Consider the following 23,389-nt stretch of genomic DNA (forward strand, 5'->3'; position numbering starts at 1 on the left):
ATCACTCACCATCCTTTCTGTTTTTTACATCGTTCAAAAGCTCCGGCAGCACCGCGTACAGATCGTCCCTGATGGCAATATCCGCGATGTTAAAGATCGGCGCCTCCAGGTCATTGTTGACCGCCACAATGCACTCGGCACTGTTCATGCAGGCGGTAAACTGGATCGCACCGGATACGCCAAAAGTCAGGATCAGCTTCGGTTTTACCGTTCGTCCAGACAGACCGATCTGGTGCGCGGTGTCTCCATATCCGTCCTCGATCATCGGGCGGGTAAAGCACAGCTGGCCCCCCAGAAGCTCTGCCAGCTCTTTTAACTGATCCAGTGCTTTGCCTGCGCCGCGTCCCGCAACCACCAGCACATCTTCCTCCTCAATGGAGCGCACATGCTCCAGTACCTTTGCAGAGAGTACCTCAATGCGGGAGCGGACCATGTCCTCTGACACAGGACAGACGGTTATCTTACCGGATGGTTTTTCTACCTTTTCCGCGCGGTCCATCACTTTATAGCGGACTGTGGCAAACTGCGGACGAGACTCACTAATGACGATCTGGGCCATGATATTTCCGCCAAATGCCGGGCGGATCTGTACCAGATCTGTATTGGATTTCATCTCCAGCTTCGTGCAGTCAGCAGTCAGGCCGGTGTGGAAGCGGGTGGAAAGGCGCGGTGCCAGGGAGCGCCCCAGGGAAGTTCCGCCAACTAACACGACCGACGGGCGCAGCTTGGAGATGCAGTCAGCCACAGCATCTGCGTAACAGTCTGCCTTAAATCCGGCGAAGCCCTCATGCTCATAGACGAACACTTCATCTACGCCGTAGGGCAGAAGCTCCTTCGCGTTCTCCGCAGTTCTGGCAGTTCCCACCATAACCGCATAAACCTTATAGCCAACCTTCTTTGCCAGCTTTCTGGCTTCTCCGATCAGCTCGAAGACCACCGGATGCATCTTGCCGCGCTCCTGCTCTGCGTATACCAGGATGCCATTCCAGGTGCTCTTATCCTCACCGCCGGCTTTCTGTTCAAAATAGAGTGCCTTGCTCTGGCACTGTCTCACGCAGACGCCGCACATGCGGCAGTTTTCATTTAAGGTAATTCCTGTTTTTTCCATGGTAATGGCGCCAAACGGACATTTATCGATGCAGGCTCCGCAAAGGGTGCAGAGCTGCGGATCAAACCGTAATAACTTCATATGTTTTTCCTCCGATTTTTCTATTCCGGCCTGTCAGGCTCAGATGTATTTTCGCTCTGCAAGCAGCTTTGTCAGCTGCTCTGCCTTTTTCGCTGCGGTTCCTTCCAGTACCACACTGGCTGCCCCTGCCTCCGGCGCAAAGATGCGCTCAACCCGGGTCGGAGAGCCGACTACGCCAAAACGGGTCAGATCCGGTCTTGGAAGATCATCAAAGGTTACCACACGCACCGGTCGGTCCTTCGTCTCTTTGGTCAGACGCCAGGATGGAAGTCTCGGAACGCAAATATCCTTGTCCACAGTAACCAGGCATGGATAATGCATCCGGGAAATCTGGGTCACGCTTCCAAAATCCTGTTTTAACGTAATCTGCTCCGCATCTGCTTCCTCAATAGCAGATACCCACGCGCAGTGCGGGATATGCAAATGTTCAGCGATGGCCGGACCGATCTGGGCAGTATCACCATCTGTGGTCTGACGTCCGCAAAGGATCAGATCTGCGCCTCCCAACAGCTCAATGCCCTGAGATAATGTATACGAAGTTGCCAGCACATCCGAACCGGCAAACTTGCGGTCACTTAAAATAACACCTTCATCAGCTCCCATACTGTAGGCGTCACGGATCATGCTCTCTGCCTGTCCAGGTCCCATAGTCAGCACCGTAACGGTACCTCCGGTTTTTTCACGGATCTGCAGCGCGCACTCCAGTGCGTAGAGATCATACGGATTGGTACGCTGTCCCGCGCTTCCCCTCTTAAGGTTGCCGGTCTCCGGATCGATGTCAACCCTGGAGCTTGCCGGAACCTGTTTCATACATACAATAATCTTCATGCTACACAGTCCTTCCTGTCTTAACGTTTATTTCTGCCTTATCTGGTCATGCCAGTTCCGATGATATCTGATATTGCAAAATAGTTTCATCAGTTGTGTTCCAGTATAGCACGTCAACGTGTTAAAGTCGACATGTATCAAAAATTATTCGCAAAAGCCCCGGCTTTCGCCAGGGCTTCTTCTAGATTTATTCCATTTCACTTCTCCGCAAAATATCATACGGGCTGACCTCGCTTCCAAGATCTACCCATAAGACCTGCTTCGGATGCGGTGCGCTCTCCATGGCGTTTCCGTCCTCATCGGTGATGCCTTTTACGGTGACCAGTACATTACGGCCATCCGGCTTCATGATCTCGATCTGCTCGCCCACAGAGAACTTGTTCTTCTGCTCAATGCGGCAGCAGCCGTCCTCCCGGACTTCCTCTACCGTGCCAAGATAGGTATAGTTCTTGACGTAGGTATTGCTGTCATAAATCTGGCTGTCGGTCGTCGGCTTTCCGAAGTAAAAACCGGTGGTAAATTCACGATACGTGCATTTGCCGATTTCTTCCTTGTACCACTCCATATTTTTCCGGTACAGAGCCGGATCCTTCTTGTAATCGTCGATTGCCTTGCGGTAGGTGCGGGCTACGGTAGCCACATAGAGAGCGGTCTTCATGCGGCCCTCGATCTTGAAGCTGTCGATGCCGGCATCTACAAGCTCCGGGATATGCTCGATCATGCACAGGTCCTTGGAGTTGAAGATATAGGTTCCGCGCTCATTCTCATAAACCGGCATATACTCGCCCGGTCTGGTCTCCTCCACAACAGAGTACTTCCAACGGCACGGATGCGTACAGGCTCCCTGATTGGCGTCTCTTCCTACCAGGAAGTTGCTCAGCAGGCAGCGGCCGGAATAAGAAATACACATTGCTCCGTGGATAAAGCTCTCAATCTGCATATCCTCCGGAATATGGGCACGGATCTCTCGGATTTCCTGTAAGGAAAGCTCTCGCGCGGATACCACACGCTTTGCGCCAAGCTGGTGCCAGAACAAATAGGTTCCGTAGTTGGTATTGTTTGCCTGGGTGCTGACATGCAGTTCCATATCCGGAAGCACGCGCTTTGCAATGGCGAACACACCCGGATCAGAAATGATGAGGGCATCCGGACGGATATCCTTTAACTCCTCAAAATACTGCTCCACACCGGCCAGGTCATCATTGTGCGCCAGGATATTGGCAGTGATATAAACCTTAACGCCCCTCTCATGGGCAAAGGCAATGCCTTCCTTGATCTCTTCGTTAGTAAAATTCTTTGCCTTGGCTCTGAGACCGAAGGCCTCACCGCCCAGATATACGGCATCGGCACCATAGATGACTGCTGTTTTCAACACATCCAGGCTGCCTGCCGGAATTAATAATTCTGTGTCTCTCATACTATTTTTCCTATTTCAGTTTTTTATCGCTTCACACTCAGTGCCACACCATCTCCGATCGGCACCACGCTGGTCTGAAGCTCCGGCATATGGGTCAGGGTGTACAGATACTCCCGCATGCGCGCGTGGATCGTACGGTTCCGGCGCTCCACCGCAAACCGGGACTCAATGATATCTCCGTCCTGCAGCACATTATCGGAAAACAGCACACCGTTTGCAGACAACAGCCGGAGAATATCCGGCAGCCAGTGGATATACTGCCCCTTCGCCGCATCCATGAAGATAAAATCAAACGGACCTTCAAGCTTTTTTAAGATTTCCCCTGCATCACCCTCAAGCAGGGTAATGCGGTCAGAAAGTCCCGCCTCCTCAAAGTGACGGCGTGCCACCGGAATGCGCGGCTCATATTTTTCAATGGTTATGATATCCGTTCCCTCCGGCATGACCTGCGCCATCAGAATGGCAGAATAGCCTACGGCTGTTCCAACCTCCAGAATGTGCTCCGGCTGTTTTGCCGCCACCATGGCCTGCAGAAAACTTGCCGTTTCCTTCCGGATAATGGGTACACGGCCCGCCCGTGCGTCTTTCGCGATCCGGTCACAGAACGCGCCATGCCCCTGATCCAGGGAATGGATATACTGGGTGATCCGATCCTGGTCCATCATGACGTCTTGTCCCCCTCTTCTTCTGTTTTCTCATTCAGGATCTGAAGCATCTTTTTTGATGACATGGAGGTGTTCAACGTATAGGTTCCCGGCTGGATTTCATAATCATAAAACTTCATCTGGACCCGCATGGCAAGCTCGTTGTCGATCAGTCCGTCTTTTTTCAGTTTGTGGATCGTGTCAGAATCCTTCTGCCCGTCCGGTATCGTGACTGTAATGTCGCGGCCCGGCGCCTGCTCCACCGAACTTTCATAAAACAGGGAATGGCCAAAGGCATAGCCTCTTGTGATGCCCTCCGCAAGCAGAAGGATCACAAGGGCATAAAGGATCAGCTTTCCCGAAATTCCGATGACCGTTCCGGTCACCTTATTGATATCTCTGGTGATATGGCTCATCTTTGGCCTACTCAACCTCCATAATGATCGGCAGAATCATCGGATTCCGCTTCATACGCTTCCACATAAAGTCGCTTAAGCTGTCGCGGATCATATTCTTTAACTTGCCCCAGTCGGTCACATGGCGGCTCAGGCAGTCTGCAACAGCGTCATCTACCACACGCTTTGCCTCATCCATAAGGTCCTCAGATTCTCTCACATATACAAAACCGCGGGATACGATATCCGGTCCGGCCAGCAGCTGGTTGCTGTAACGCTCCAGGGTCAGAACGACGATGATGATACCGTTCTGGGCCAGATTCTGGCGGTCACGCAGCACGATGTTTCCGACATCGCCCACACCAAGACCGTCTACCAGGATGCCGCCGTGCTGTACATGATCCACAACCTTGCAGGAATCCTCGCAGATTTCCACAACATCACCGGAGGACATAATGAGTACATTCTCCTTCGGAACGCCGATCGCCGTTGCGATGGAGCGGTTCGCTACAAGATGGCGGTACTCACCGTGTACCGGAAGCGCAAACTTCGGATGCAGCAGGGAGTAGATCAGCTTGATCTCCTCCTGGCAGGCATGGCCGGATACATGGGTATCTTCGGTGATCACCTCAACACCGCGCATAGCCAGTTCGTTGATGACCTTGGCTACCTGCTTCTCATTGCCCGGGATCGGGGTGGAGCTCATGATGACGACATCGTTCGGCTTGATGGATACCTTGCGGTGCATGCCGGATGCCATACGAGACAGCGCCGCCATGGACTCACCCTGGCTTCCTGTGGTGATCAGGACTGTCTGCTCATCCGGATAATTCTTTAACTGGTCAATCTCGATCAGGGTGCCATCGGAAATGTTGATATAGCCCAGTTCATTGGCTGTTCCGATAACATTGACCATGCTTCGTCCTTCTACCACAACCTTACGTCCGTACTTCTCAGCAGTAAAGATGATCTGCTGCACACGGTCTACATTGGAAGCAAAGGTTGCAACAATGATACGGTTGTTCTTATGCTCCGCAAAGATGGCATCGAAGGTCTTTCCTACCGTACGCTCAGAAGCAGTAAAGCCCTTGCGGATGGCGTTGGTGCTGTCGCTTAAAAGTGCCAGAACGCCCTTTCTTCCCAGTTCGGCAAAACGTGCCAGATCAAAGGCATCGCCGAATACCGGAGTGTAATCAACCTTGAAGTCTCCGGTATGCACGATGATGCCGGCCGGAGTGAACAATGCCAGTGCCGCGGAATCCGCGATGCTGTGGTTGGTCTTGATGAACTCCACGCGGAAGCAGCCAAGGTTCACAGACTGGCCGTGCTTTACCACCTTGCGCTTAGTGCTCTTCATCAGGTTATGCTCTTTTAACTTATTCTCGATCAGGGCAATAGTCAGCTTGGTTCCGTATACCGGAACATTGATCTTCTGTAAAATGTAAGGCAGGGCGCCGATGTGATCCTCATGTCCGTGGGTGATCACGAAGCCCTTGACCTTGTCGATATTGCGCTCCAGATAGGTGACATCCGGGATAACCAGATCGATTCCGAGCATGTCATCCGTTGGGAATGCAAGACCGCAGTCCACAACTACAATGGTATCTTCATATTCAAAGGCGGTGATATTCATACCGATCTGCTCCAGACCGCCTAACGGGATAATGCGTACCTTCGGCTTGGAGCTGATATCTGCCAGCACATTCTTTGCCTTGGGAGTTCTTGCCGGTTTCTCGTTTTTGGCCGAACGCTCTGCTCTGACCGTTTTTTCTGCTCTGTCTGCACGCTCTGTCCGAGCCGGTTTCTCTGTTTTTTCCGCTCTGGCTGCTGTGCTGCGGGTACCTCTCGGAGTTTTCGGTTTTCTTTCTTCCTGCGTTTTCTCATTCTCAGAGGATTCAGCGCCCTCCGCCCGCTTCGGTGCTGCAGTTCTCGGTCTTCTCAGTCCTCTGCTGCGGTTATTTCGTGCCGGGCGTTCACTCTTTTCTTCTTTTGCTCCATCATTTACCGGAGCGCCGCCCGCTTCGTTTCCGATACCTGCTGTATTCCGTTCTTTTTCCGCATTCTGCTGCGCATCCTGCTTTGCTTCCACAGCCGGAGCAGCCACATTCTGCTCTGCCACTTTTTTTCTGGAAACAAACTCTGCCAGTTCAGCCAGCACGGATTTTGCTTCCTGCTGAGGTGCCTGCACATATCCGTCAGCCGGCTTATCGTTCTGATTGTTCTGATTCTCCATGCTCAATATTTTCCTCCAAATTTATTGTCCATTAAAGCTTACTTCTGAAGCTCTACTTCCATATCTTCCATCAGTTCGGTAAAAATCTTAAAAAGATAATCCATCTCGTCATCGTTCTCGACGAATTCATATACGGCTTCACTGTCCTCTGCTTTGGACACATCTTTTAAAATATAACATTCACCGTCTTCCTCTTCTTCTGAATCAGTTACCAGAAGATAATTCATGCCATTGATACGGGTTTCCTCCAGGACAAAAAAATCCACAGCTTCCCCGGTATCAGTCTGCAGGGTAATTTTCTCTTCCATCACGGTCTCTCTCCTGTCCATTTACTTCAGGGAGCCCAGATAAGACTGCAGGATCAGGGTTGCCGCGATCTTGTCGATCACCTTTTTCCGGTCTTCTCTGCGTACTCCGCTTTCTATCAGAATCTCATTTGCTTCAATAGTTGTCAGGCGCTCGTCCCACAGAACGACCGGCAGACCGGTCCTGCGTACCAGCATATCGCGAAATTCTTCCGTTTTCTGTGCACGTTCCCCAATAGAATCATCCATATTTTTAGGATATCCCAAAACGATGGTTTCAACCTGGTATTCTTCCACCAGAGCCTCGATCCGGGCAAGAGTCTTGCGCAGTTTATTCTCCTCTTTCCGGGTAATGGTCTCCACCCCCTGGGCGGTCATGCCCAGCGGATCGCAGACTGCTACCCCTACTGTTTTGGAGCCATAGTCCAGTCCTAAAATTCTCATAAAATATTTCCTTTGCTTTGATACATGGTAACACAAAACTGCCAGCCTCTCCGGACGGATATGGCTGGCAGGCATCTTTCGTTATATCTGCACAGGCTTGTTACTTTAACCTTGCGTCAATGTAAACAGACATCAGTTCTTCCAGAATTTCATCACGTTCTACCTTCATGATCAGGCTTCTGGCGCCCTTATGGCTGGTAATATAGGTCGGGTCTCCGGACATAATATATCCTACGATCTGGTTTACCGGATTATAACCTTTCTCCGTCAGCGCCACATACACCTGTTCCAAAACCTGGCTGACATCCATTTTGTTCTCCTGTACTGCTTTAAAAAACTGTGTGTTATGAATTTCGCCCATGTTCTTCACGTCCTTTAACTATTCTTTTATATTCTATACTACTTTCCAGGATTCGTCAAGTAAGAGGACTTCATCATTTAATGCCTCTTTCAGGACACCTTCGGTCATTTTATTTTTCAGATCATCCGCATATGGGACCACAGCTTTTACATATTCCATGGTATGGCCGATCATGTACGCACGGCCTTCGATCTCGGTTTTTTCTTCCAGAAGCACCGTTTTTTTCTTGCCTAGGAAGCTCTCGCGGTAGGCCTTTGACATCTGTTTTTCCAGCAATAGCAGTGCCTCACTGCGAACATTTTTTATCTGCTCCGGCACCTGCTCCGGCATGCGGTCCGCACGTGTTCCGGCGCGTCTGGAGTACTTGAAGATGTGCATCTCGTAGAAGCCGATCCGCTCTAAAAATGCCTTTGTCGCTTCAAACTCTTCCTCAGTCTCACCCGAAAAGCCCACGATCACGTCCGTGGTGATTGCCGGATTGTCAAAATATCTGCGCAGGATATCGCAGCCTGCTGCATATTCCTCCGTAGTGTAATGGCGGTTCATCCGCTTTAAGGTTTCATCACAGCCACTCTGTAAGGACAGATGAAAATGCGGGCAGAACTTCGGCATGGAAGCCAGCGCCTTTGCGAAATCATCGGTAATGATGCGCGGCTCCAGGGATCCCAGGCGGATGCGGCGGATCCCCTCCACCTCATGTACCTGCCGGATCAGGCTTAACAGGTTCTCATTCTCTTCTTCCTTAAAATCCACACCGTAGGAGCTTAAGTGAATCCCTGTCAGGACAACCTCCTGATAGCCTGCTGCCGCAAGTTCCCGCACCTCTGCCACAACCTCCTCCGGTCTGCGGCTGCGGACACGCCCGCGGGTATAGGGGATGATGCAGTAGCTGCAGAACTGGTTGCATCCATCCTGAACCTTTAAGAATGCGCGTGTATGATCGGCTATTTTATGAATGGAAAGGCGCTCGTACTCATGAGTCTCATTGATCTCGATCACATGGCTGCTGTCCGTACGGTCTTTAAAATACTCTTCCAGGATCGGAACCAGATCCTGCTTTTTGTTGTTTCCGATGATGACATCTACCGCCAGATCCGCTTTCAGCTCCTCTGCTGCAGACTGGACATAACAGCCGGCAGCAACTACGACCGCCTCCGGATTCTGTTTTTTTGCCCGATGCAGCATCTGTCTGGACTTACGGTCCGCGATATTGGTCACTGAGCAGGTATTGATAATATAAACATCGGCTTTTTCGTGGAAGGACACGATCTCATATCCGGCCTCTTCCAGAAGCTGCTGCATGGCTTCCGTTTCGTAGGAATTCACTTTACAGCCCAGATTATGCAATGCTGCCGTTCTCATATTTTTTCTCCTTAATTTCTAACATACATTTAACCTGTTTTCATGGAAACTCCCTATTGACTTTCCCCCGATATCTTTGTAAAATTTATCATAAGGCGAAAGAGTTTTTCATCCATACGCCAAGATTAAAAAGGTAACCATTTAAGGAGGTTTCTCACATGAAAACAGTTCGTATTTCTTTAAATTCTATTGATAAAGTAAAGTCTTTCGTAAACGACTTAACCAAATTCGATGTTGACTTTGATCTCGTATCCGGCAGATATGTCATCGATGCAAAATCCATCATGGGTATCTTCAGCCTGGATCTTTCCAAGCCGATCGACTTAAACATCCACGCTGAGGCTGGTATCGATGAGATTCTGGAGACACTTTCCCCATACATCATCAAATAAACAATCGTTTCTATGATTTTTAATAAGGATACTCCAATCGGAGTATCCTTTTTTTCATTTCAAAAGCTTAATCGCACCAGATGACTTCCTCGGTCTCCAATGCTGTCCTGACCATCTCGTCGATCTTCTCTTCCAGCTTGGTCTCCGATTTGTGGATGATATTTAAGTTCGGCTTTGTTACCGGATGCTTTGCCACGAAAATGGTGCAGCAGTCCTCAAACGGCTGAATCGAAGTCTCAAATGTTCCGATCTTCTCGGAAATGTCAATGATCTCCTGCTTGTCAAAACCGATCAGAGGACGGAATACCGGCATAGTGCAGACCTCGTTGGTCGCTGCCAGGGACTGAACCGTCTGAGATGCCACCTGACCGATGCTCTCGCCGGTGATAAGAGCCAGGGAATCACTCTTCTTCGCGATTTCCTCCGCAATCTTCATCATGTAACGGCGCATAATGATGGTAAGCTCCTCATGCGGACACTGCTCGTAAATGTAGAGCTGGATATCGGTAAAGTTTACGACATGAAGCGGAATCGGGCCGGAATAGCGTGCAACCAGCTTGGCCAGATCCACAACCTTCTGCTTTGCGCGGTCGCTGGTGTATGGCGGAGCATGGAAGTAAACTGCATCAATCTTGACACCGCGCTTTGCGATCATGTAGCCTGCCACCGGGCTGTCAATACCACCGGATAAGAGCAGCGTTGCCTTTCCGTTGGTTCCAACCGGCATACCGCCCGGGCCCGGGATCATCAGAGAGTAAATATTAACAACCTTACGGATCTCCACATGCACCAGAACATCCGGATGATGCACATCTACAGAGGTCTCTGGGAAGGCGTTTAAGATCACCTCACCAAAGTCACAGTTCATCTGCTCGGAGCGGACCGGATAGTTCTTATCCGCGCGTCTGGAATCCACCTTAAAGGTGAAGTGCTTATCCGGGTAAACCTGGTCGATGTAATCCACAACGACCTTCTTCAGATTTTCATAATCCTTATCCTCAAGCTGCAGCATCGGACAGATCCATGCAATGCCGAAAACCTGCTTCAAAGCCTCGATCACCTCATCGTAATCATACTCGCTGAGAGCCTGCACGTAAATACGGCCGGACTCCTTGGAAGCGATAAAGGAACCCTCCACCTTTTTCAGCGCGTTCTTGATCTGCTTGATCAGCGCGTCCTCAAAAAGGTAACGGTTTTTTCCCTTGGTACCGATTTCTGCGTACTTAATCAAAAATGACTGATATACCATATTTTCCCTTTTATCCTTTCTTAACCTCTCTGGTAACGGCGCAGGACCGGAACCAGCTCCTTTAATACATCAATGGTGTAATCAACTTCTTCTTTCGTGTTGAAGATGCTAAAGCTTATGCGAATGGTGGAATCCAGAAGCTTCTGGGCCACACCGATCCCCTTTAAGGTTCCGCTGATGCCCGGATGGTTTGAGGAACACGCAGAACCGGAAGAAACATAAATACCTTTATCTTCCAGTGCGTGCAGCAGCACCTCACTGCGCACACCCTCAAAGCTGACACTGACGATCTGCGGTGCACTTGCCTCTCCCTTTTTGCTGTTGATCACGGTTCCTTCGATTTCTCCAAGACGATCGATCATGTAATCCTTCAGCCCGATCAGCTTCTGTATCTTTTCCGCATGGTCCGTGTACATCTCCTTTACGGCAGCTCCGAACCCTGCCACACCCGGAACATTCTCGGTACCGGAACGCATGCCGGCCTGCTGGCCGCCTCCATAGATCAGAGGTTTAATCTTCACGCCACTCCGGATGTATAAAAATCCAACTCCCTTCGGTCCGTGAATCTTATGGCTGCTGACAGAAAGCAGGTCAATACCCTGCTTTTTCGGACGGATCACATATTTTCCGTATGCCTGAATGGCATCCACATGGTACAGCGCAGACGGATTCTTTGCCTTGATGACCCTGGAGATTTCCTCTACCGGCTCCACAGCGCCCACCTCATTGTTTACATACATGGTAGAAACCAGAATGGTGTCCGGACGGATTGCCTCTTCAAGTTCCTTCAGGCTGATGTGCCCGTCATGGTCTACCGGAAGAATGGTCACTTCAAAGCCAAGCTCTTCCAGCACACCCAGCGGATTGTATACAGACGGATGCTCAATTGCCGTGCTGATGATATGCTTACCGGCTCTCTGATTTGCCCATGCCGTACAGATCAGGGCCATATTATTGGACTCAGAGCCGCCGGAGGTAAACAGGATTTCCTTTTCCTGTACCTTCATGCTGTCCGCGATGATTTTTCTTGCCTCGCGGATATACTGCTCTGCTTCCATGCCCTTGCGGTGCTTGGAAGCCGGATTGCCATAGTCCTCTGTCATTGTTTTTACCACAATATCCTTCACGCTGTCCAGAACTCTTGTGGTTGCTGAATTATCAAAATATGCTTCCATTCTATCTCCTATCGTAATTTACTGCTCTAGCTGGAACATCAGGATGGAAAGCATGGTCATGCCTGCAGTCTCGGTCCGCAGGATGCGCCGGCCCAGGGTAATGGGATGAATGCCTTCCGCCATAGCTGACTCCACTTCTTCTACATCAAATCCGCCTTCCGGCCCGATAAAGATTCCCACACGCATACCGGGCTTAACCTGTTCCAGAATAGCCCTGGTCTCTTTCATGCCCTCTGCCAGTTCATACGGGATCAGATTTACCTCGAAGCCTTTTGCATAGGCAAACGCTTCCTTCATTGTCAGCACACTGTGAACCTGGGGGATCATCATACGGCCGGACTGCTTGGCCGCACTCTCCGCAATGGCATTCCAGCGTTTTAACTTGGATTCTTCTTTTTTCCGGTCCAGCTTTACCACGGCCCGGCGGGTTGCCACCGGAATAACCTCATGCACGCCCAGCTCCACGGCTTTCTGAATGATAAGCTCCATCTTATCACTCTTTGGCAGGCCCTGAAACAGATACAGCTCTGCCGGAAGCTCACTTAAGTTAGTGTCCTCCTCCAGGATTCTGGCCCGGATTTCCTCCCCTCCGATGTTCTCCAGTTCACAGATGTAGCTGCGGGAAATGCCATCACGGATCCCCACCTGCTCTCCTGCCTTCATCCGCAGGACATTGCGGATATGATTCACGTCCTGACCGGTGATCACGGCATAACCGTCCGCGATCTGCGCCGGTGTTACAAAAAAATGATACACGCTTCTGCTCCTTATTTTCTGCGGGCGGTGATCGATACCCAGTCGCCCTGGTAAGTGGTCTCCACGATCTCAAGCTCCGGATTGGCGTTCATGGCATCTTTGACATCCTGCTCCTTGGTATTTATGATGCCGGAGGTGATGAACATACCACCATGCTTGATGTGTCTGCAGATCTCGCCCTGCAGCATGATGATAACCGGTGCCAGAATATTGGCTACCGCGATGTCATAGCACTCATATCCGGCCTCGTCCTGAACTGCCTTGTCATCAATGATATTACCCTGGACCACATGGAAACGGTCTGCCGGAATATGGTTGGATTCCAGATTCTCACCTACAGCCACAATAGCGTTCTCGTCCAGATCAGTACCAAACACGCTCTTTGCGCCCAGCTTTAAAGCTGCGATGCCGAGAATGCCGCTTCCGGTTCCCACGTCGATGATTTCAGAATCCGCATTCACATACTTACGAAGCTGACGGATACACAACTGTGTAGTCTCATGCATGCCGGTACCAAACGCGGTACCTGGATCGATCTGAATGAGCAGCTTGTCCTTATGCTCCTCCGGGATCGTTTCCCAGGTTGGTTTAATCAAGATATCATCAACGGTAAAGGGCTTGAAGTACTGCTTCCAGTTATTGATCCAGTCCTTGTCCTCCGTTTCGGATACGCTTAAGGTGCGCTCACCCACATTCACAAACTCTGCGATCTCATCGAGTCCTGCATTGACCTGATGCATGATATTCTCCAGGTTGCTTAAATCTTCCACATAAAAGCTTACCTTCGCGGTACCGTCATCCGGCGGAAGCTCCGGAAGAATGTCGATGAACATCCCCTTGGTGTCTGCGTCAGACAGTGGTACGTTATCCTCGATCTCAATTCCCTCAATGCCGATCTCGTCCAGCATGCTGCTGATCAGGTCAACGGCCTCCGTCGTGGTCTTTAAGGTAAATTTGGTCCACTTCATAGATACTCTCCTTTTTTCTTTATATAAATGTCTTTCCTGTCAGATTCCTGTTACAATTTTGACAAACAAAATAACCAATACAATCAGAATCAGCGGACGGACGATCTTCTGTCCGTTGCTCACTACAAGACCGGAGCCGATATAATTTCCGGCAATACAGAACACGGCCGCTGCCATTCCCAGGCCGTAATAGGCCGTTCCGTTAAGCAGGAAATTGATCAATGCCACCAGATTTGACGTCAAATTCAGTATCTTTGTCATAGCCGATGCCTGATGCACATTCAAATGCGCAATTCCGGTCAGAATGAGAAGATAAAACGTACCGGTTCCAGGTCCGTAAAAGCCATCATACATACCGATCACAAAGGCTACCGCCATACTGATGCAAAGCATAGCCCTGACCGGCAGCGCCTGCTGCTCCGTTTCCGCCCCCATGTTCTTATTGCGAAGCACATAAAATGCCACGATCGGGAGCACCACCATCATCATATGCTTTAGCACCGTATCGCTTACCATCATGGAAAAGCTGGAGCCAAGATAGGAGCCGGCCAGAGCCGTAAAGCAGGCACACACGACTGGCAGAATCAGCTGTTTTCCCTTCAGATATCCCTGTTTCAGATACCGCCAGGTGGATATGCTGGTTCCGAGAGTTGATGATAGTTTATTGGTTCCAATGGCGAAATGAGCCGGAACCCCGGCAATGATATAGGCCGGAAGAGAGATCAGTCCTCCACCTCCTGCTATGGAGTCAACAAATCCCGCCAGAAACACCAGCGGGCATACGATCAGATACTGTAACATAAATACGTTCTCTTTTCTAATAGCAAGCGCTAAAAATTGACAAAATGCCACAGATATCAATATAACATAGAATCCGCGGCATTACAAGTTACCAATAGTCTGTATTTTTTTGTATTTCTATATCAGATCGCGTTTCCGGACTTTTCCGCTCTCATTCTTCGGGAGCGTTTCCAGAAATCTGATTTCCTGCGGGATCTCACCGGCAGAGAGTTGTCCGGCCAGCTGCGCACGCAGTCTTCGCTTCATCTCCTGTTCCTCCTGCTGCCGCTCTGCTTTTGTACCTGCTCCGATCATCAGCGGCTCCAGGACCACCCAGGCCGTCAGCATATCATGATCGCCCCGGGAATCTGCTTTGACCGCTGCCTCCTTCACCTCCGGCACATCCAACAGCGCATTTTCCACCCGGATGGATGAAACTTTCCTTCCATTAATATTACAGATATCATCTCTGCGGCCATCAAAATAAAGATTTCCATTTTCATCCCAGTGGCCATAGTCCCCCACGAAGGTATCCGCGCCAGCCCCCACCACTCCGTATGGCGTTGTCACATGGATCCTGCCATCCTTCAGGCAGATGTCTACACCCGGGAAATTTCTGCCGATCAGGGTTTTATCCTCCCCCATATCCCGGCCATGGACATAGCTTACATAGTTCAGTTCGCTTGCACCGTAGTACAGGATCAGATCCGCCTCCGGGAATATACGCTGAACTGCCTGCGCCTCTGTGCCGCCAAAGCTCTGGGAGCCGCTCAGGACCAGCCTGACATGCCGGTTTGTCTGTTTTTCCGGCTCACGCTCCCGCTCATACACCTGCTTTAGCGCACGCAGCTTTGCCGGGATCAGGTAGATTCCATCTGCCCGGTATGCTTCCAGCTGATGCTTCCAGAGTCTCGGATCAAACAGATCACAGGCAATCACTGCAGCTCCTGCAGAAAGCTGCGCCAGATACAGGTTCAGATTCCCGGTAAATGCCAGGCTTCCCTGCGCAAACAGACGGCTTTCTCCGCTTATGCCAAAAATCCGGTTCTGGGTTTCAAAATATCCATACCAGCTCTCAAATGTTCGGAACAAAAGCTTTCCGTTGCCGGTTGTTCCGGATGTCATGACCGCCATGCAGGCATTGTCCGGAATTTCTGTCTCAAAAAAAGCATCCGGCACTGCGGTATCCGCCGGAACAATAAGCGGCACCGCCTCGGTTCCCTGACAGGCCAGAAACGACACAAGCTGCTCCAGAATGGAGGTTTTCCGGATTACAGCAAGCTGTTGTTTCCCTCCCTCCAAGCGGAACCGCCTTTGTTGTTCCAACGCCAGATCCACAAGATTTCCGTAGGTATAAACATGGTCAGAAAAAATCAGGGCCTCCCGGTCCCGCTCCACCGACTGCACCATTTCCAGATAATTTTTCATCATTTACTTTTCCTTCTTCCAGGTCTGCCGGCTTTATCTGCGTTCCAGCAAAATTGCGCTGCCAATGCCTCCGGCTGCCGCTGCAGCACAGATGCCATAGTGCCCTCCGCAGGATTCCAGGGATTTTAAAAGATGCAGGATAAGCAGTGCTCCTGAAGCTCCATAAGGATGTCCATAGGCCAGCGCGCCTCCAAACCGGTTGTAGCGTTCCCGCATTCCCGGAAAAGCCCGGTCAAACAGTACATCGATCACCGCAAAGGCTTCATTCACCTCAAAAGCATCCACCTGGTCATAAATAAGTCCGGTCTTTTTCAACAGCTGTTTCACTGCCAGAACTGCTGTTTTCGGACTCATGAGCGGGTCGCCGCCCACAGCGGTCCCAAAACGCAGCACCGCCGCCGGAATCAGGTTATGACGTTTTCCATACTCCTCCGAACAGAGTGCCACAAAAGCCGCGCCATCATGCATCAGACAGGCATTGGCTGCGTTGATCGCGCAACCGCCCGGCAGAAGATACGGCAAACGGTCCATCAGCTTCTGGCTCATGGAAGCACGGATTCCCTCATCCTTGCAGCTTCCCGCCACCGAAACCTGGATGTCCGATAAAAGGCCCTCCTGCGCAGCCTTTGCTGCCCGATGGTGGCTCTCCAGTACCCAGAAATCCTGTTCTTCTTTTGTCACGTGTTCCGATATCGCAGTGCGCTCTGCTCCCTCCAGCATGATCTGCTCTCCATGCTGTCCGGGAGCAAACCGTGCGACCGTCCAGACCTTATCCTTCTCATAATCCGGATGGTTCGGATTCCACATTCTGAGTGGCTGGGTGGATGAGCTTTCCAGTCCGCCGGCAAGCACCAGTTCTGCCAGACCACTCTCGATCTTTGCTGCTGCCTGTGTGACTGCCTCCAGGGCGGAACCACACTGCAGATCCAGAGTCACAGCCGGAACCTCCCGGTCAATTCCTGCAGTCAGGGCCGCAAGGCGGGTCATATTTCCACCCCCGCCCACCGCGTTTCCTCCAAGGATAAAATCAATATCCTGCTCCGCAAGCCGGTATTTTCTGATGACAGCCCTGAGCACCTCCGCCCCCAGGACCTCCGCAGGTACATTCCGGTACATCCGGTCCTTCACACCGATAAAGCTTCGCATTCCTCCAAGGATCCAAACCTTTTCCATGCCCATTCTCCATTTACATACTTTAAAACTGCGGCACAACACGGCGCAGGATCTTTGCGAGGCCGGCTGCCACAAAACACTTTACAACATCCAGCGGAATAAACGGAAGCACCGCCTGTACCATGATGGCCGGCCACGGCTGTTTTGTCACAACCTTCATCTGAACTGCGCCAAACAGGTAAATGACCGGAATTCCCACAAAGATCAGAAACGCGGTCTGGGCCTTTAAATTCTTTACCTTGCGGCAGAACAGTGCGATCAGGATCGCTGCCACTGCATTGCCGTAGCGATATCCTCCGGCCGGTCCAAGAAGCTTTCCAAGAGAACCACCGATCCCCATCACGCTCAAGAGAAGCCAGCTCACCATAATTGCCACAATCTGAAGCGGAGCAAACAGCATACCGATCAGATTAACCACCAGCGTCTGCGCCGTAATGCTGGCAGAGGAAAATGGGAGCGGGATCTTTATGTAGGTAGAAACGATCAGCATGGTCGTCATCAGTGCCATGGTTGTAATTCCGAATGTACTCCAGATCGTTTTTTTCTTTGCTGCTGTTCTTGTTGCCGTATTCATCATTCTGTTCCTCCTTCGTTCTTCTCCTGCAGCTTCATCTGCAGGATGCGTCCCTGGTCTGTGAAAAGCTCTACAGTCCGGCTATGCTCTCCTGTTTTCTGTTCCACCAGTCTTGCCGTTTCCCCACACCGGAGAGGGAGATAAAAACGGACGGATGCCGCGTCACAGCCACCATATCCTTCCAGGATGCGGTTCACCATAAGAAATCCGGGAACGACTGCCGCTTCCCCACGATGGATGAGATTCCCATCCCGGGATTCCTTCAGATAAGTATCAATTGCCTCCCGTGTCACAAGAAATGCTTCGCTCTCTTTCTGCGATGATGGCAGCCTGATATCCCGATGCTGCTTTCCTGTTGTTTCTCGGTCTGTTTCCGTTCCGGATGCTGCATTGACAAGCATCACCCGGAGCTGATCCTCTGTTGTCAGATTTCGGATCTCCACCTCCGCAAGCCTGGCATCCGAACGCAGCACCGTAAGGTCACAGCTGTGCTGCATCTGTCCGGGTGTGTTCCCACCCGCTTCTTTTCCAAAGGAAAAGCGACATGATCCGATCATCCACCCCAGGTACCCCGGCAGTTCAGAAAGTACTTTTTCCAGTATCATAAGCCGTTCCTGCCTCATGTTCTCTGCTCCCTTCCACTCCTGTGCATTTCCTGCTAAAAACGATCCCAGTATAGCAATCCCCGGTTTGATTGTCAACTATTTTTGTGTTTTAGTTAACAATTATCCTGTTTTCTGTTTTTTTCGGAAAATACAGCTTTATGGATGGCTTCTGAAATGGTATAGCTCAGATTCCGGATCCGCTCATCCATGTCCGGCGGTGTAACATAGAGATTCCCAAACTCCGGTGCCAGAAGCTCCCGGATCAGATGATACTGTTCCTCCGGATCCAGTCCTTCCACATACCTTCCGAGCCCGCGTGTCACCCGGTTCTTTTTTAACGCCCCGGTCATGGCATCAACCGTATCGTACACAATGGCCGCTGCGCTCACCACCGTCGGTACTCCGACTGCCAGTACCGGAACTCCCAGACTTTCCTTTGTCAGGCTCTGCCGGTGATTGCCCACGCCAGAGCCGGGATGGATTCCGGTATCGGTAAGCTGAATGGTTGTTCCAAGACGCCGGAGGCTGCGGGCCGCCAGCGCATCTACCGCGATCAGAAGATCGGGTTTTGTCTCTCGTATCACGCCCTTTAAAATCTCTGCTGTCTCCATACCGGTCTGGGCCAGGACTCCGGGAGCGATACCGCTTAACACGGGAAGGCCGTGCGCTTTACAGAACTCTTCCCCATATTCGCCCTGCAGATGCCGGGTCATCTGCAGATTTTTAAGGACCTTCGGTCCTAACGCATCGGGAGTCACATCCTCGTTTCCGAGACCCACAGACAAAATTTTCAATTCTGATTCCTTTTTTCCTGTCAGCTGCCGAATAAGCGCACGCAGACAGCCTGCCAGCTCCCCGGAGACCTCTTCATGATAGCTCTCATCCTGTTTCGCCAGAGCATCTGCCTCCAGGGTCAGATAAGTGCCAACCGGCTTTCCCATAATCCCGGCACCATGCTCATTCAGGATCTTCACCTCTGTCATACAGATATCCGAATTGCTTTCCCGCCATTTTCGCAGTGAAACACCGGAAATCTCCCCGCCATCTCCCGGGAAGCGCTCCCCCTCCTCGACTGCAAGATCTGTACGGACTTCAAAATCCGGAGCACCGCCCGGCAGCTGTCTTTTCCATTCGCTCTCTTTCTTTCTCATAGCCTCTCTGTCCTTCCTGTCGGCATTTTCTGTTTCCTGTATTTTTGCTTTCTCTCTGCTGCACTCCCCTTATTTTTTCGCAAAAATACGCAATTTATGTATTGACATTTTGTGCCGGATTAGGTAGAATGCAATAGTATGTTTACATTGAACTGTCCGTGTCCAGACTTTGATGCAAACCAAAGACTATAAATCATATTTGTTTAATTGGAGGTGCCCAGATTGGCTAACATTAAATCTGCTAAAAAGAGAATCTTAGTAAACGAGACCAAGGCTGCAAGAAACAAAGCAATCCGTTCTAAAGTAAAAACTGCCTGCAAGAAGGTAGAGGCTGCTGTGACCGCTGCTGATAAAGCTGCTGCACAGACCGCTTTAGTTGCTGCTATTTCCGAGATCAATAAGGCTTGCACCAAGGGTGTATACCACAAGAATACCGCTTCCAGAAAGGTTTCCCGCCTCTCTAAAGCTGTAAACGCAATGGCTTAATCATAAGACTGGAATATTATAAATAACACAAAAAAGCTTCGGTTCCTGGGTGTGTGGAGCCGAAGCTTTTTGTGTTTTTCTTTCCATTTCCCTCACATATCCTTATTCCTTTGTGTATTTTTCATATTTTTTCATCAACTTTTTTGTGCTTTTTGACATTGTCTTTCCAGGACTCCCATGTTAAAGTTAAACGCGTAACAAACAAATGTACCTTGATATCATATTATAAGCTGTTTAAAACATAGCCTTGATCAGGCAGTATACCAGACTTATATCATATGCAGGGGTCCCCCCCGGCATCTGAGAAGACTGGGGGAGTATGTCATGTAGGAGGTATTTATTTATGACACTGCTGATCAAAAATATAACGTATCTGGTTACCTGTGACGATGATAACCGCGTACTGAAGGAGGTGAATGTTTTTGTCGAAGATGGAATCATCAAATCCATCGGAGCCGACGTCCAGACAGCGGATGATGTGATCGATGGGTCTCATATGGTGATGTATCCGGGGTTGATCAATACCCACCATCACTTATATCAGACATTCAGTCGAAACTTACCCGAAGTTCAGAACATGGAATTATTCCCATGGCTTAAAACTTTATACGAAATCTGGAAGAATTTAAATCCGGATACCGTCTATTACAGCTCTTTAACCGGAATGGGCGAGCTTTTAAAAACAGGATGTACCTGTTGTCTGGACCACCACTACGTATTTCCGGCCGGCACCGGCATGGACCTTCTGGATTCCCAGTTTGCTGCCGCCGACGCCCTCGGCATGCGTTTCCACGCAACCCGGGGCAGCATGGACTTAAGTGTCAAGGACGGAGGGCTTCCTCCAGATTCTGTAGTCCAGACTGTAGATGAGATCATGAAAGATTCCGAGGATGCGGTACGCAAATATCATGATGCATCCCGCTACAGCATGCATCAGGTTGCGCTGGCACCGTGTTCCCCGTTCAGCGTCTCCTCTGAGCTCTTAAAAGAATCCGCAAAACTGGCCCGCAAACTCCATGTGCGACTGCACACCCATCTGGCTGAGACAAAGGACGAGGAAAATTATACACTGGAGCGCTTCGGTATGCGCCCACTGGAATACATGGAAAGCCTTGGCTGGATCGGACCGGACGTCTGGTACGCACATGGCATCCACTTTAATGATGCAGAGTTAAAACGTCTGGCCGAAACCGGAACCGGTGTAGCCCACTGCCCGATTTCCAACATGAAGCTTTCTTCCGGCATTGCCCGCATCCCGGAGATGTTAAAACTCGGTGTCCGTGTCGGACTGGCTGTAGACGGTTCTGCCAGCAACGACGGCTCTGATCTTCTCGAGGAGCTGCGCACCGGCTTCCTGCTCCACCGCTTAAATTCCAGCAGTGCCGCACCGACCGGCTACGATATGTTAAAGATTGCCACCCGCGGAAGCGCATCGATCCTCGGACGCGATGACATTGGACAGATTGCCGAAGGCATGGCCGCAGACTTCTTCCTGATCAACATGGACCGCCTGTCCCTGACCGGAGCACAGTTTGATGTCAGCTCCATGCTTGGCACCGTTGGATATAAAGGCAATGTAGATTACACGGTTGTAAACGGCAGAGTTGTTGTCTGCGAAGGACGCCTCACCGGCGTTGACGAGGAGAAGATCACCGCAGAGGCAAAGCAGTGCGTAAGCCGCTATCTTGGCCGGTCTTAACAGAAGCTTTCTCCGTTTGCCAGAATGAAATAAAAAGAGCGTATGAATCCTCATATCATTCAGCAGATTCATACGCTCTTTTCATTCGAAAGCTATTATGCAGATTTATACATTGAAACGGAACAGGATCACATCGCCATCTTTGACAACATAATCTTTTCCCTCCAGGCCAACCAGGCCCTTCTCCTTCGCCTTTGCGTAAGTACCGCAGTCTAACAGATCCTGGTAGTTTACGACCTCGGCACGAATGAATCCTCGCTCGAAATCGGAGTGGATCTTACCGGCTGCCTGCGGAGCCTTGGTGCCAACCTTGATGGTCCATGCACGGGTCTCATCCTCACCGGAGGTCAGATAACTGATCAGTCCCAGCAGGCGATAGCTTGCCGCGATCAGCTTGTCCAGACCGGACTCCGTCAGGCCCAGTGCCTCTAAATACTCCTGCTTCTCATCATCATCCAGCTCTGCGATTTCCTGCTCGATCTGAGCACTGATCACGAATACCTCACAGTTATTCTCAGCGGCGTACTTGCGGACCGCTGCAACATGAGGGTTAGATGCACCATCATCGGCCAGATCATCCTCACCTACGTTGGCAGCAAAGATAACCGGTTTGCAGGTTAACAGGTTCAGAGAATTCACAAAAGCCATAACGTCTTCGTCATCATTCTCGTAAGTGGAAGCCAGCTTGCCTTCCTCCAGAATAGCCTTCAACTCTTTTAAGATTTCAACTTCTTTTGCCAGAGACTTGTCATTGAACGCGGACTTGGAAGTCTTTGCGATACGGCGCTCCAGAATCTCGATATCAGAGAAGATCAGCTCCAGGTTGATGGTCTCAATATCACGGATCGGATCTACACTGCCCTCTACGTGGATCACATTCGGATCCTCAAAGCAGCGTACCACATGAACGATGGCATCTACCTCACGGATATTAGCCAGAAACTGGTTGCCCAGGCCCTCACCCTTGGAAGCGCCCTTTACCAGACCTGCAATATCTACAAACTCAATAACCGCCGGGGTTACCTTTTTAGAATGGTACAGATCCCCAAGCAGCTTCAGACGGTTATCCGGAACTGCAACCACACCCACATTCGGGTCAATGGTACAGAACGGATAGTTGGCAGACTCTGCGCCAGCCTTGGTCAGAGAGTTGAACAGGGTACTCTTGCCGACGTTCGGCAGACCCACGATACCTAATTTCATAACAATATATCCTCCTTAGAATACGCGAAAACGTATTTTATCTCAGCTCCTTACAAAAGAAAAGCGAGTTTTATTCCTGTCTACTATAACATAGGTAGAAAAAAAAGTAAATGTACTGTCCTTCCTGCAATATCAAAAAAGAGAACACTTTCATGCTCTCTTTCTATCTATTCCTGCTCTTCATTTTCCTCTCTCTCATACTGCATGATATCTTCCACCCTGCAACCCAAAATCTCGCATAGCATCTCAATCGTATGCGTGGATACATACGCGTTTTTCTTTAGTCGGTTAATCTGTCCGGAGCTGACACCATAATTCTTGATCAGCCGGTACTGGGAAACACCACGCGTTTTCATGGTCTCCCAAAGCGGATCATAATTTATCATGTCCGTCCCCCCTGATTTCCAAATCCCGTAGCCGCCATATCTGTAGCCACAGTCTTATTTCATTAAATCAGTTTGTCCGACATCTGTATATTATCCATAATTGGATATGCGTATGCATCTCTATGTAAAATAACAATATAATGAATAATCAATAGAGTCCGAAGGTTCGGTCAGACCATACAGAAT

Annotated in this window: 25 protein-coding genes; 3 read left to right on the plus strand and 22 right to left on the minus strand. The window is 50.3% G+C overall.

Annotated features, from left to right (window positions below; all coding sequences use genetic code 11):
* Window position 1 precedes the first annotated feature (1 nt).
* The 10 genes from DW819_RS13435 to mtaB form a co-directional block, all read right to left on the minus strand.
* Window positions 2–1,189 (minus strand): electron transfer flavoprotein subunit alpha, encoded by a 1,188-nt coding sequence (locus DW819_RS13435; protein ID WP_118733659.1) that lies wholly within the window; start codon window positions 1,187–1,189, stop codon window positions 2–4.
* 39 nt (window positions 1,190–1,228) lie between these two features.
* Entirely contained in the window at window positions 1,229–2,017 is a 789-nt protein-coding gene (locus tag DW819_RS13440; RefSeq protein ID WP_118733660.1) for an electron transfer flavoprotein subunit beta/FixA family protein, read from the minus strand.
* Window positions 2,018–2,204: 187 nt separating this feature from the next.
* Window positions 2,205–3,434: a U32 family peptidase gene (locus tag DW819_RS13445; protein ID WP_118733661.1), complete on the minus strand. Its 1,230-nt coding sequence runs from the start codon at window positions 3,432–3,434 to the stop codon at window positions 2,205–2,207.
* Between the two features lie 23 nt (window positions 3,435–3,457).
* Entirely contained in the window at window positions 3,458–4,099 is a 642-nt protein-coding gene (locus DW819_RS13450) for an O-methyltransferase (protein ID WP_118733662.1), read from the minus strand.
* Complete coding sequence (locus DW819_RS13455; protein ID WP_118733663.1) at window positions 4,096–4,494, minus strand: endolytic transglycosylase MltG; 399 nt, start codon at window positions 4,492–4,494, stop codon at window positions 4,096–4,098. Before DW819_RS13455 ends, DW819_RS13450 begins: the two co-directional genes overlap by 4 nt.
* A 7-nt stretch (window positions 4,495–4,501) precedes the next feature.
* On the minus strand, window positions 4,502–6,163 hold the full coding sequence (locus DW819_RS13460) for a ribonuclease J (protein ID WP_347560206.1): 1,662 nt from the start codon (window positions 6,161–6,163) through the stop codon (window positions 4,502–4,504).
* A 581-nt stretch (window positions 6,164–6,744) separates the two neighbouring features.
* Window positions 6,745–7,014 carry a DUF1292 domain-containing protein gene (locus tag DW819_RS13465; RefSeq protein ID WP_243025860.1) on the minus strand — a complete coding sequence of 90 codons (270 nt, stop codon included), beginning with the start codon at window positions 7,012–7,014 and terminating at the stop codon, window positions 6,745–6,747.
* Window positions 7,015–7,035: 21 nt separating this feature from the next.
* Window positions 7,036–7,455 (minus strand): Holliday junction resolvase RuvX, encoded by a 420-nt coding sequence (gene ruvX, locus DW819_RS13470; protein WP_118733665.1) that lies wholly within the window; start codon window positions 7,453–7,455, stop codon window positions 7,036–7,038.
* A gap of 100 nt (window positions 7,456–7,555) precedes the next feature.
* Complete coding sequence (locus tag DW819_RS13475; protein ID WP_118534026.1) at window positions 7,556–7,816, minus strand: IreB family regulatory phosphoprotein; 261 nt, start codon at window positions 7,814–7,816, stop codon at window positions 7,556–7,558.
* A gap of 33 nt (window positions 7,817–7,849) precedes the next feature.
* Window positions 7,850–9,178, minus strand: coding sequence for a tRNA (N(6)-L-threonylcarbamoyladenosine(37)-C(2))-methylthiotransferase MtaB (gene mtaB, locus DW819_RS13480; RefSeq protein WP_118733666.1), 1,329 nt, complete (start codon window positions 9,176–9,178; stop codon window positions 7,850–7,852).
* Window positions 9,179–9,336: 158 nt separating this feature from the next.
* Between mtaB and DW819_RS13485 the strand changes: the two genes are divergently transcribed.
* On the plus strand, window positions 9,337–9,570 hold the full coding sequence (locus DW819_RS13485) for an HPr family phosphocarrier protein (protein WP_118534028.1): 234 nt from the start codon (window positions 9,337–9,339) through the stop codon (window positions 9,568–9,570).
* Window positions 9,571–9,637: 67 nt separating this feature from the next.
* Here the strand turns inward: DW819_RS13485 and thiI are convergent, their stop codons facing one another.
* The 10 genes from thiI to gpr form a co-directional block, all read right to left on the minus strand.
* Window positions 9,638–10,819: a tRNA uracil 4-sulfurtransferase ThiI gene (thiI, locus tag DW819_RS13490; protein WP_118733667.1), complete on the minus strand. Its 1,182-nt coding sequence runs from the start codon at window positions 10,817–10,819 to the stop codon at window positions 9,638–9,640.
* 20 nt (window positions 10,820–10,839) lie between these two features.
* A complete protein-coding gene (locus DW819_RS13495; RefSeq protein ID WP_118733668.1) occupies window positions 10,840–11,994 on the minus strand; it encodes a cysteine desulfurase family protein in 1,155 nt (384 codons plus the stop codon).
* Between the two features lie 18 nt (window positions 11,995–12,012).
* Window positions 12,013–12,750: a 16S rRNA (uracil(1498)-N(3))-methyltransferase gene (locus tag DW819_RS13500; protein WP_118733669.1), complete on the minus strand. Its 738-nt coding sequence runs from the start codon at window positions 12,748–12,750 to the stop codon at window positions 12,013–12,015.
* An 11-nt stretch (window positions 12,751–12,761) separates the two neighbouring features.
* Entirely contained in the window at window positions 12,762–13,718 is a 957-nt protein-coding gene (prmA, locus tag DW819_RS13505) for a 50S ribosomal protein L11 methyltransferase (RefSeq protein WP_118733670.1), read from the minus strand.
* A gap of 39 nt (window positions 13,719–13,757) precedes the next feature.
* Window positions 13,758–14,519, minus strand: a complete 762-nt coding sequence (locus tag DW819_RS13510) for a TSUP family transporter (RefSeq protein ID WP_118733671.1) — start codon at window positions 14,517–14,519, stop codon at window positions 13,758–13,760.
* Window positions 14,520–14,636: 117 nt separating this feature from the next.
* Complete coding sequence (locus DW819_RS13515; protein ID WP_118733672.1) at window positions 14,637–15,929, minus strand: AMP-binding protein; 1,293 nt, start codon at window positions 15,927–15,929, stop codon at window positions 14,637–14,639.
* 30 nt (window positions 15,930–15,959) lie between these two features.
* The gene (locus DW819_RS13520) at window positions 15,960–17,099 is read right to left on the minus strand and encodes a thiolase family protein (protein ID WP_118733673.1); all 1,140 of its coding nucleotides are present in this window, start codon (window positions 17,097–17,099) and stop codon (window positions 15,960–15,962) included.
* Between the two features lie 22 nt (window positions 17,100–17,121).
* Window positions 17,122–17,676, minus strand: a complete 555-nt coding sequence (locus tag DW819_RS13525) for a biotin transporter BioY (RefSeq protein WP_118733674.1) — start codon at window positions 17,674–17,676, stop codon at window positions 17,122–17,124.
* Window positions 17,673–18,296, minus strand: a complete 624-nt coding sequence (locus DW819_RS13530) for a hypothetical protein (protein ID WP_118733675.1) — start codon at window positions 18,294–18,296, stop codon at window positions 17,673–17,675. The genes DW819_RS13525 and DW819_RS13530 overlap by 4 nt, the downstream gene beginning before the upstream one ends.
* 95 nt (window positions 18,297–18,391) lie before the next feature.
* Window positions 18,392–19,429 (minus strand): GPR endopeptidase, encoded by a 1,038-nt coding sequence (gene gpr, locus DW819_RS13535; protein ID WP_118733676.1) that lies wholly within the window; start codon window positions 19,427–19,429, stop codon window positions 18,392–18,394.
* Between the two features lie 222 nt (window positions 19,430–19,651).
* Between gpr and rpsT the strand changes: the two genes are divergently transcribed.
* Window positions 19,652–19,915: a 30S ribosomal protein S20 gene (gene rpsT / locus DW819_RS13540; protein WP_118733677.1), complete on the plus strand. Its 264-nt coding sequence runs from the start codon at window positions 19,652–19,654 to the stop codon at window positions 19,913–19,915.
* 343 nt (window positions 19,916–20,258) lie between these two features.
* Window positions 20,259–21,614 carry an 8-oxoguanine deaminase gene (locus tag DW819_RS13545; protein WP_243025863.1) on the plus strand — a complete coding sequence of 452 codons (1,356 nt, stop codon included), beginning with the start codon at window positions 20,259–20,261 and terminating at the stop codon, window positions 21,612–21,614.
* Window positions 21,615–21,719: 105 nt separating this feature from the next.
* Here DW819_RS13545 and ychF read toward each other — a convergent pair whose 3' ends face one another.
* Window positions 21,720–22,817, minus strand: coding sequence for a redox-regulated ATPase YchF (ychF, locus tag DW819_RS13550; protein ID WP_118733679.1), 1,098 nt, complete (start codon window positions 22,815–22,817; stop codon window positions 21,720–21,722).
* 167 nt (window positions 22,818–22,984) lie between these two features.
* Window positions 22,985–23,203: a helix-turn-helix transcriptional regulator gene (locus tag DW819_RS13555; protein ID WP_118534045.1), complete on the minus strand. Its 219-nt coding sequence runs from the start codon at window positions 23,201–23,203 to the stop codon at window positions 22,985–22,987.
* Window positions 23,204–23,389: the final 186 nt, after the last annotated feature.

The organism is Clostridium sp. AM33-3 (genome assembly GCF_003480315.1).
In the GTDB taxonomy this organism is placed as follows: Bacteria; Bacillota; Clostridia; order Lachnospirales; family Lachnospiraceae; genus Brotaphodocola.

Bases quoted from the DNA above. Each gene is read 5' to 3' on its own strand.
- DW819_RS13435 (WP_118733659.1), bottom strand. From the start codon at position 1,189: ATGAAGTTATTACGGTTTGATCCGCAGCTCTGCACCCTTTGCGGAGCC.
- DW819_RS13440 (WP_118733660.1), bottom strand. From the start codon at position 2,017: ATGAAGATTATTGTATGTATGAAACAGGTTCCGGCAAGCTCCAGGGTT.
- DW819_RS13445 (WP_118733661.1), bottom strand. From the start codon at position 3,434: ATGAGAGACACAGAATTATTAATTCCGGCAGGCAGCCTGGATGTGTTG.
- DW819_RS13450 (WP_118733662.1), bottom strand. From the start codon at position 4,099: ATGATGGACCAGGATCGGATCACCCAGTATATCCATTCCCTGGATCAG.
- DW819_RS13455 (WP_118733663.1), bottom strand. From the start codon at position 4,494: ATGAGCCATATCACCAGAGATATCAATAAGGTGACCGGAACGGTCATC.
- DW819_RS13465 (WP_243025860.1), bottom strand. From the start codon at position 7,014: ATGGAAGAGAAAATTACCCTGCAGACTGATACCGGGGAAGCTGTGGAT.
- ruvX (WP_118733665.1), bottom strand. From the start codon at position 7,455: ATGAGAATTTTAGGACTGGACTATGGCTCCAAAACAGTAGGGGTAGCA.
- DW819_RS13475 (WP_118534026.1), bottom strand. From the start codon at position 7,816: ATGGGCGAAATTCATAACACACAGTTTTTTAAAGCAGTACAGGAGAAC.
- mtaB (WP_118733666.1), bottom strand. From the start codon at position 9,178: ATGAGAACGGCAGCATTGCATAATCTGGGCTGTAAAGTGAATTCCTAC.
- DW819_RS13485 (WP_118534028.1), top strand. From the start codon at position 9,337: ATGAAAACAGTTCGTATTTCTTTAAATTCTATTGATAAAGTAAAGTCT.
- thiI (WP_118733667.1), bottom strand. From the start codon at position 10,819: ATGGTATATCAGTCATTTTTGATTAAGTACGCAGAAATCGGTACCAAG.
- DW819_RS13495 (WP_118733668.1), bottom strand. From the start codon at position 11,994: ATGGAAGCATATTTTGATAATTCAGCAACCACAAGAGTTCTGGACAGC.
- prmA (WP_118733670.1), bottom strand. From the start codon at position 13,718: ATGAAGTGGACCAAATTTACCTTAAAGACCACGACGGAGGCCGTTGAC.
- DW819_RS13510 (WP_118733671.1), bottom strand. From the start codon at position 14,519: ATGTTACAGTATCTGATCGTATGCCCGCTGGTGTTTCTGGCGGGATTT.
- DW819_RS13515 (WP_118733672.1), bottom strand. From the start codon at position 15,929: ATGATGAAAAATTATCTGGAAATGGTGCAGTCGGTGGAGCGGGACCGG.
- DW819_RS13520 (WP_118733673.1), bottom strand. From the start codon at position 17,099: ATGGAAAAGGTTTGGATCCTTGGAGGAATGCGAAGCTTTATCGGTGTG.
- DW819_RS13525 (WP_118733674.1), bottom strand. From the start codon at position 17,676: ATGATGAATACGGCAACAAGAACAGCAGCAAAGAAAAAAACGATCTGG.
- DW819_RS13530 (WP_118733675.1), bottom strand. From the start codon at position 18,296: ATGAGGCAGGAACGGCTTATGATACTGGAAAAAGTACTTTCTGAACTG.
- gpr (WP_118733676.1), bottom strand. From the start codon at position 19,429: ATGAGAAAGAAAGAGAGCGAATGGAAAAGACAGCTGCCGGGCGGTGCT.
- DW819_RS13545 (WP_243025863.1), top strand. From the start codon at position 20,259: ATGACACTGCTGATCAAAAATATAACGTATCTGGTTACCTGTGACGAT.
- ychF (WP_118733679.1), bottom strand. From the start codon at position 22,817: ATGAAATTAGGTATCGTGGGTCTGCCGAACGTCGGCAAGAGTACCCTG.
- DW819_RS13555 (WP_118534045.1), bottom strand. From the start codon at position 23,203: ATGATAAATTATGATCCGCTTTGGGAGACCATGAAAACGCGTGGTGTT.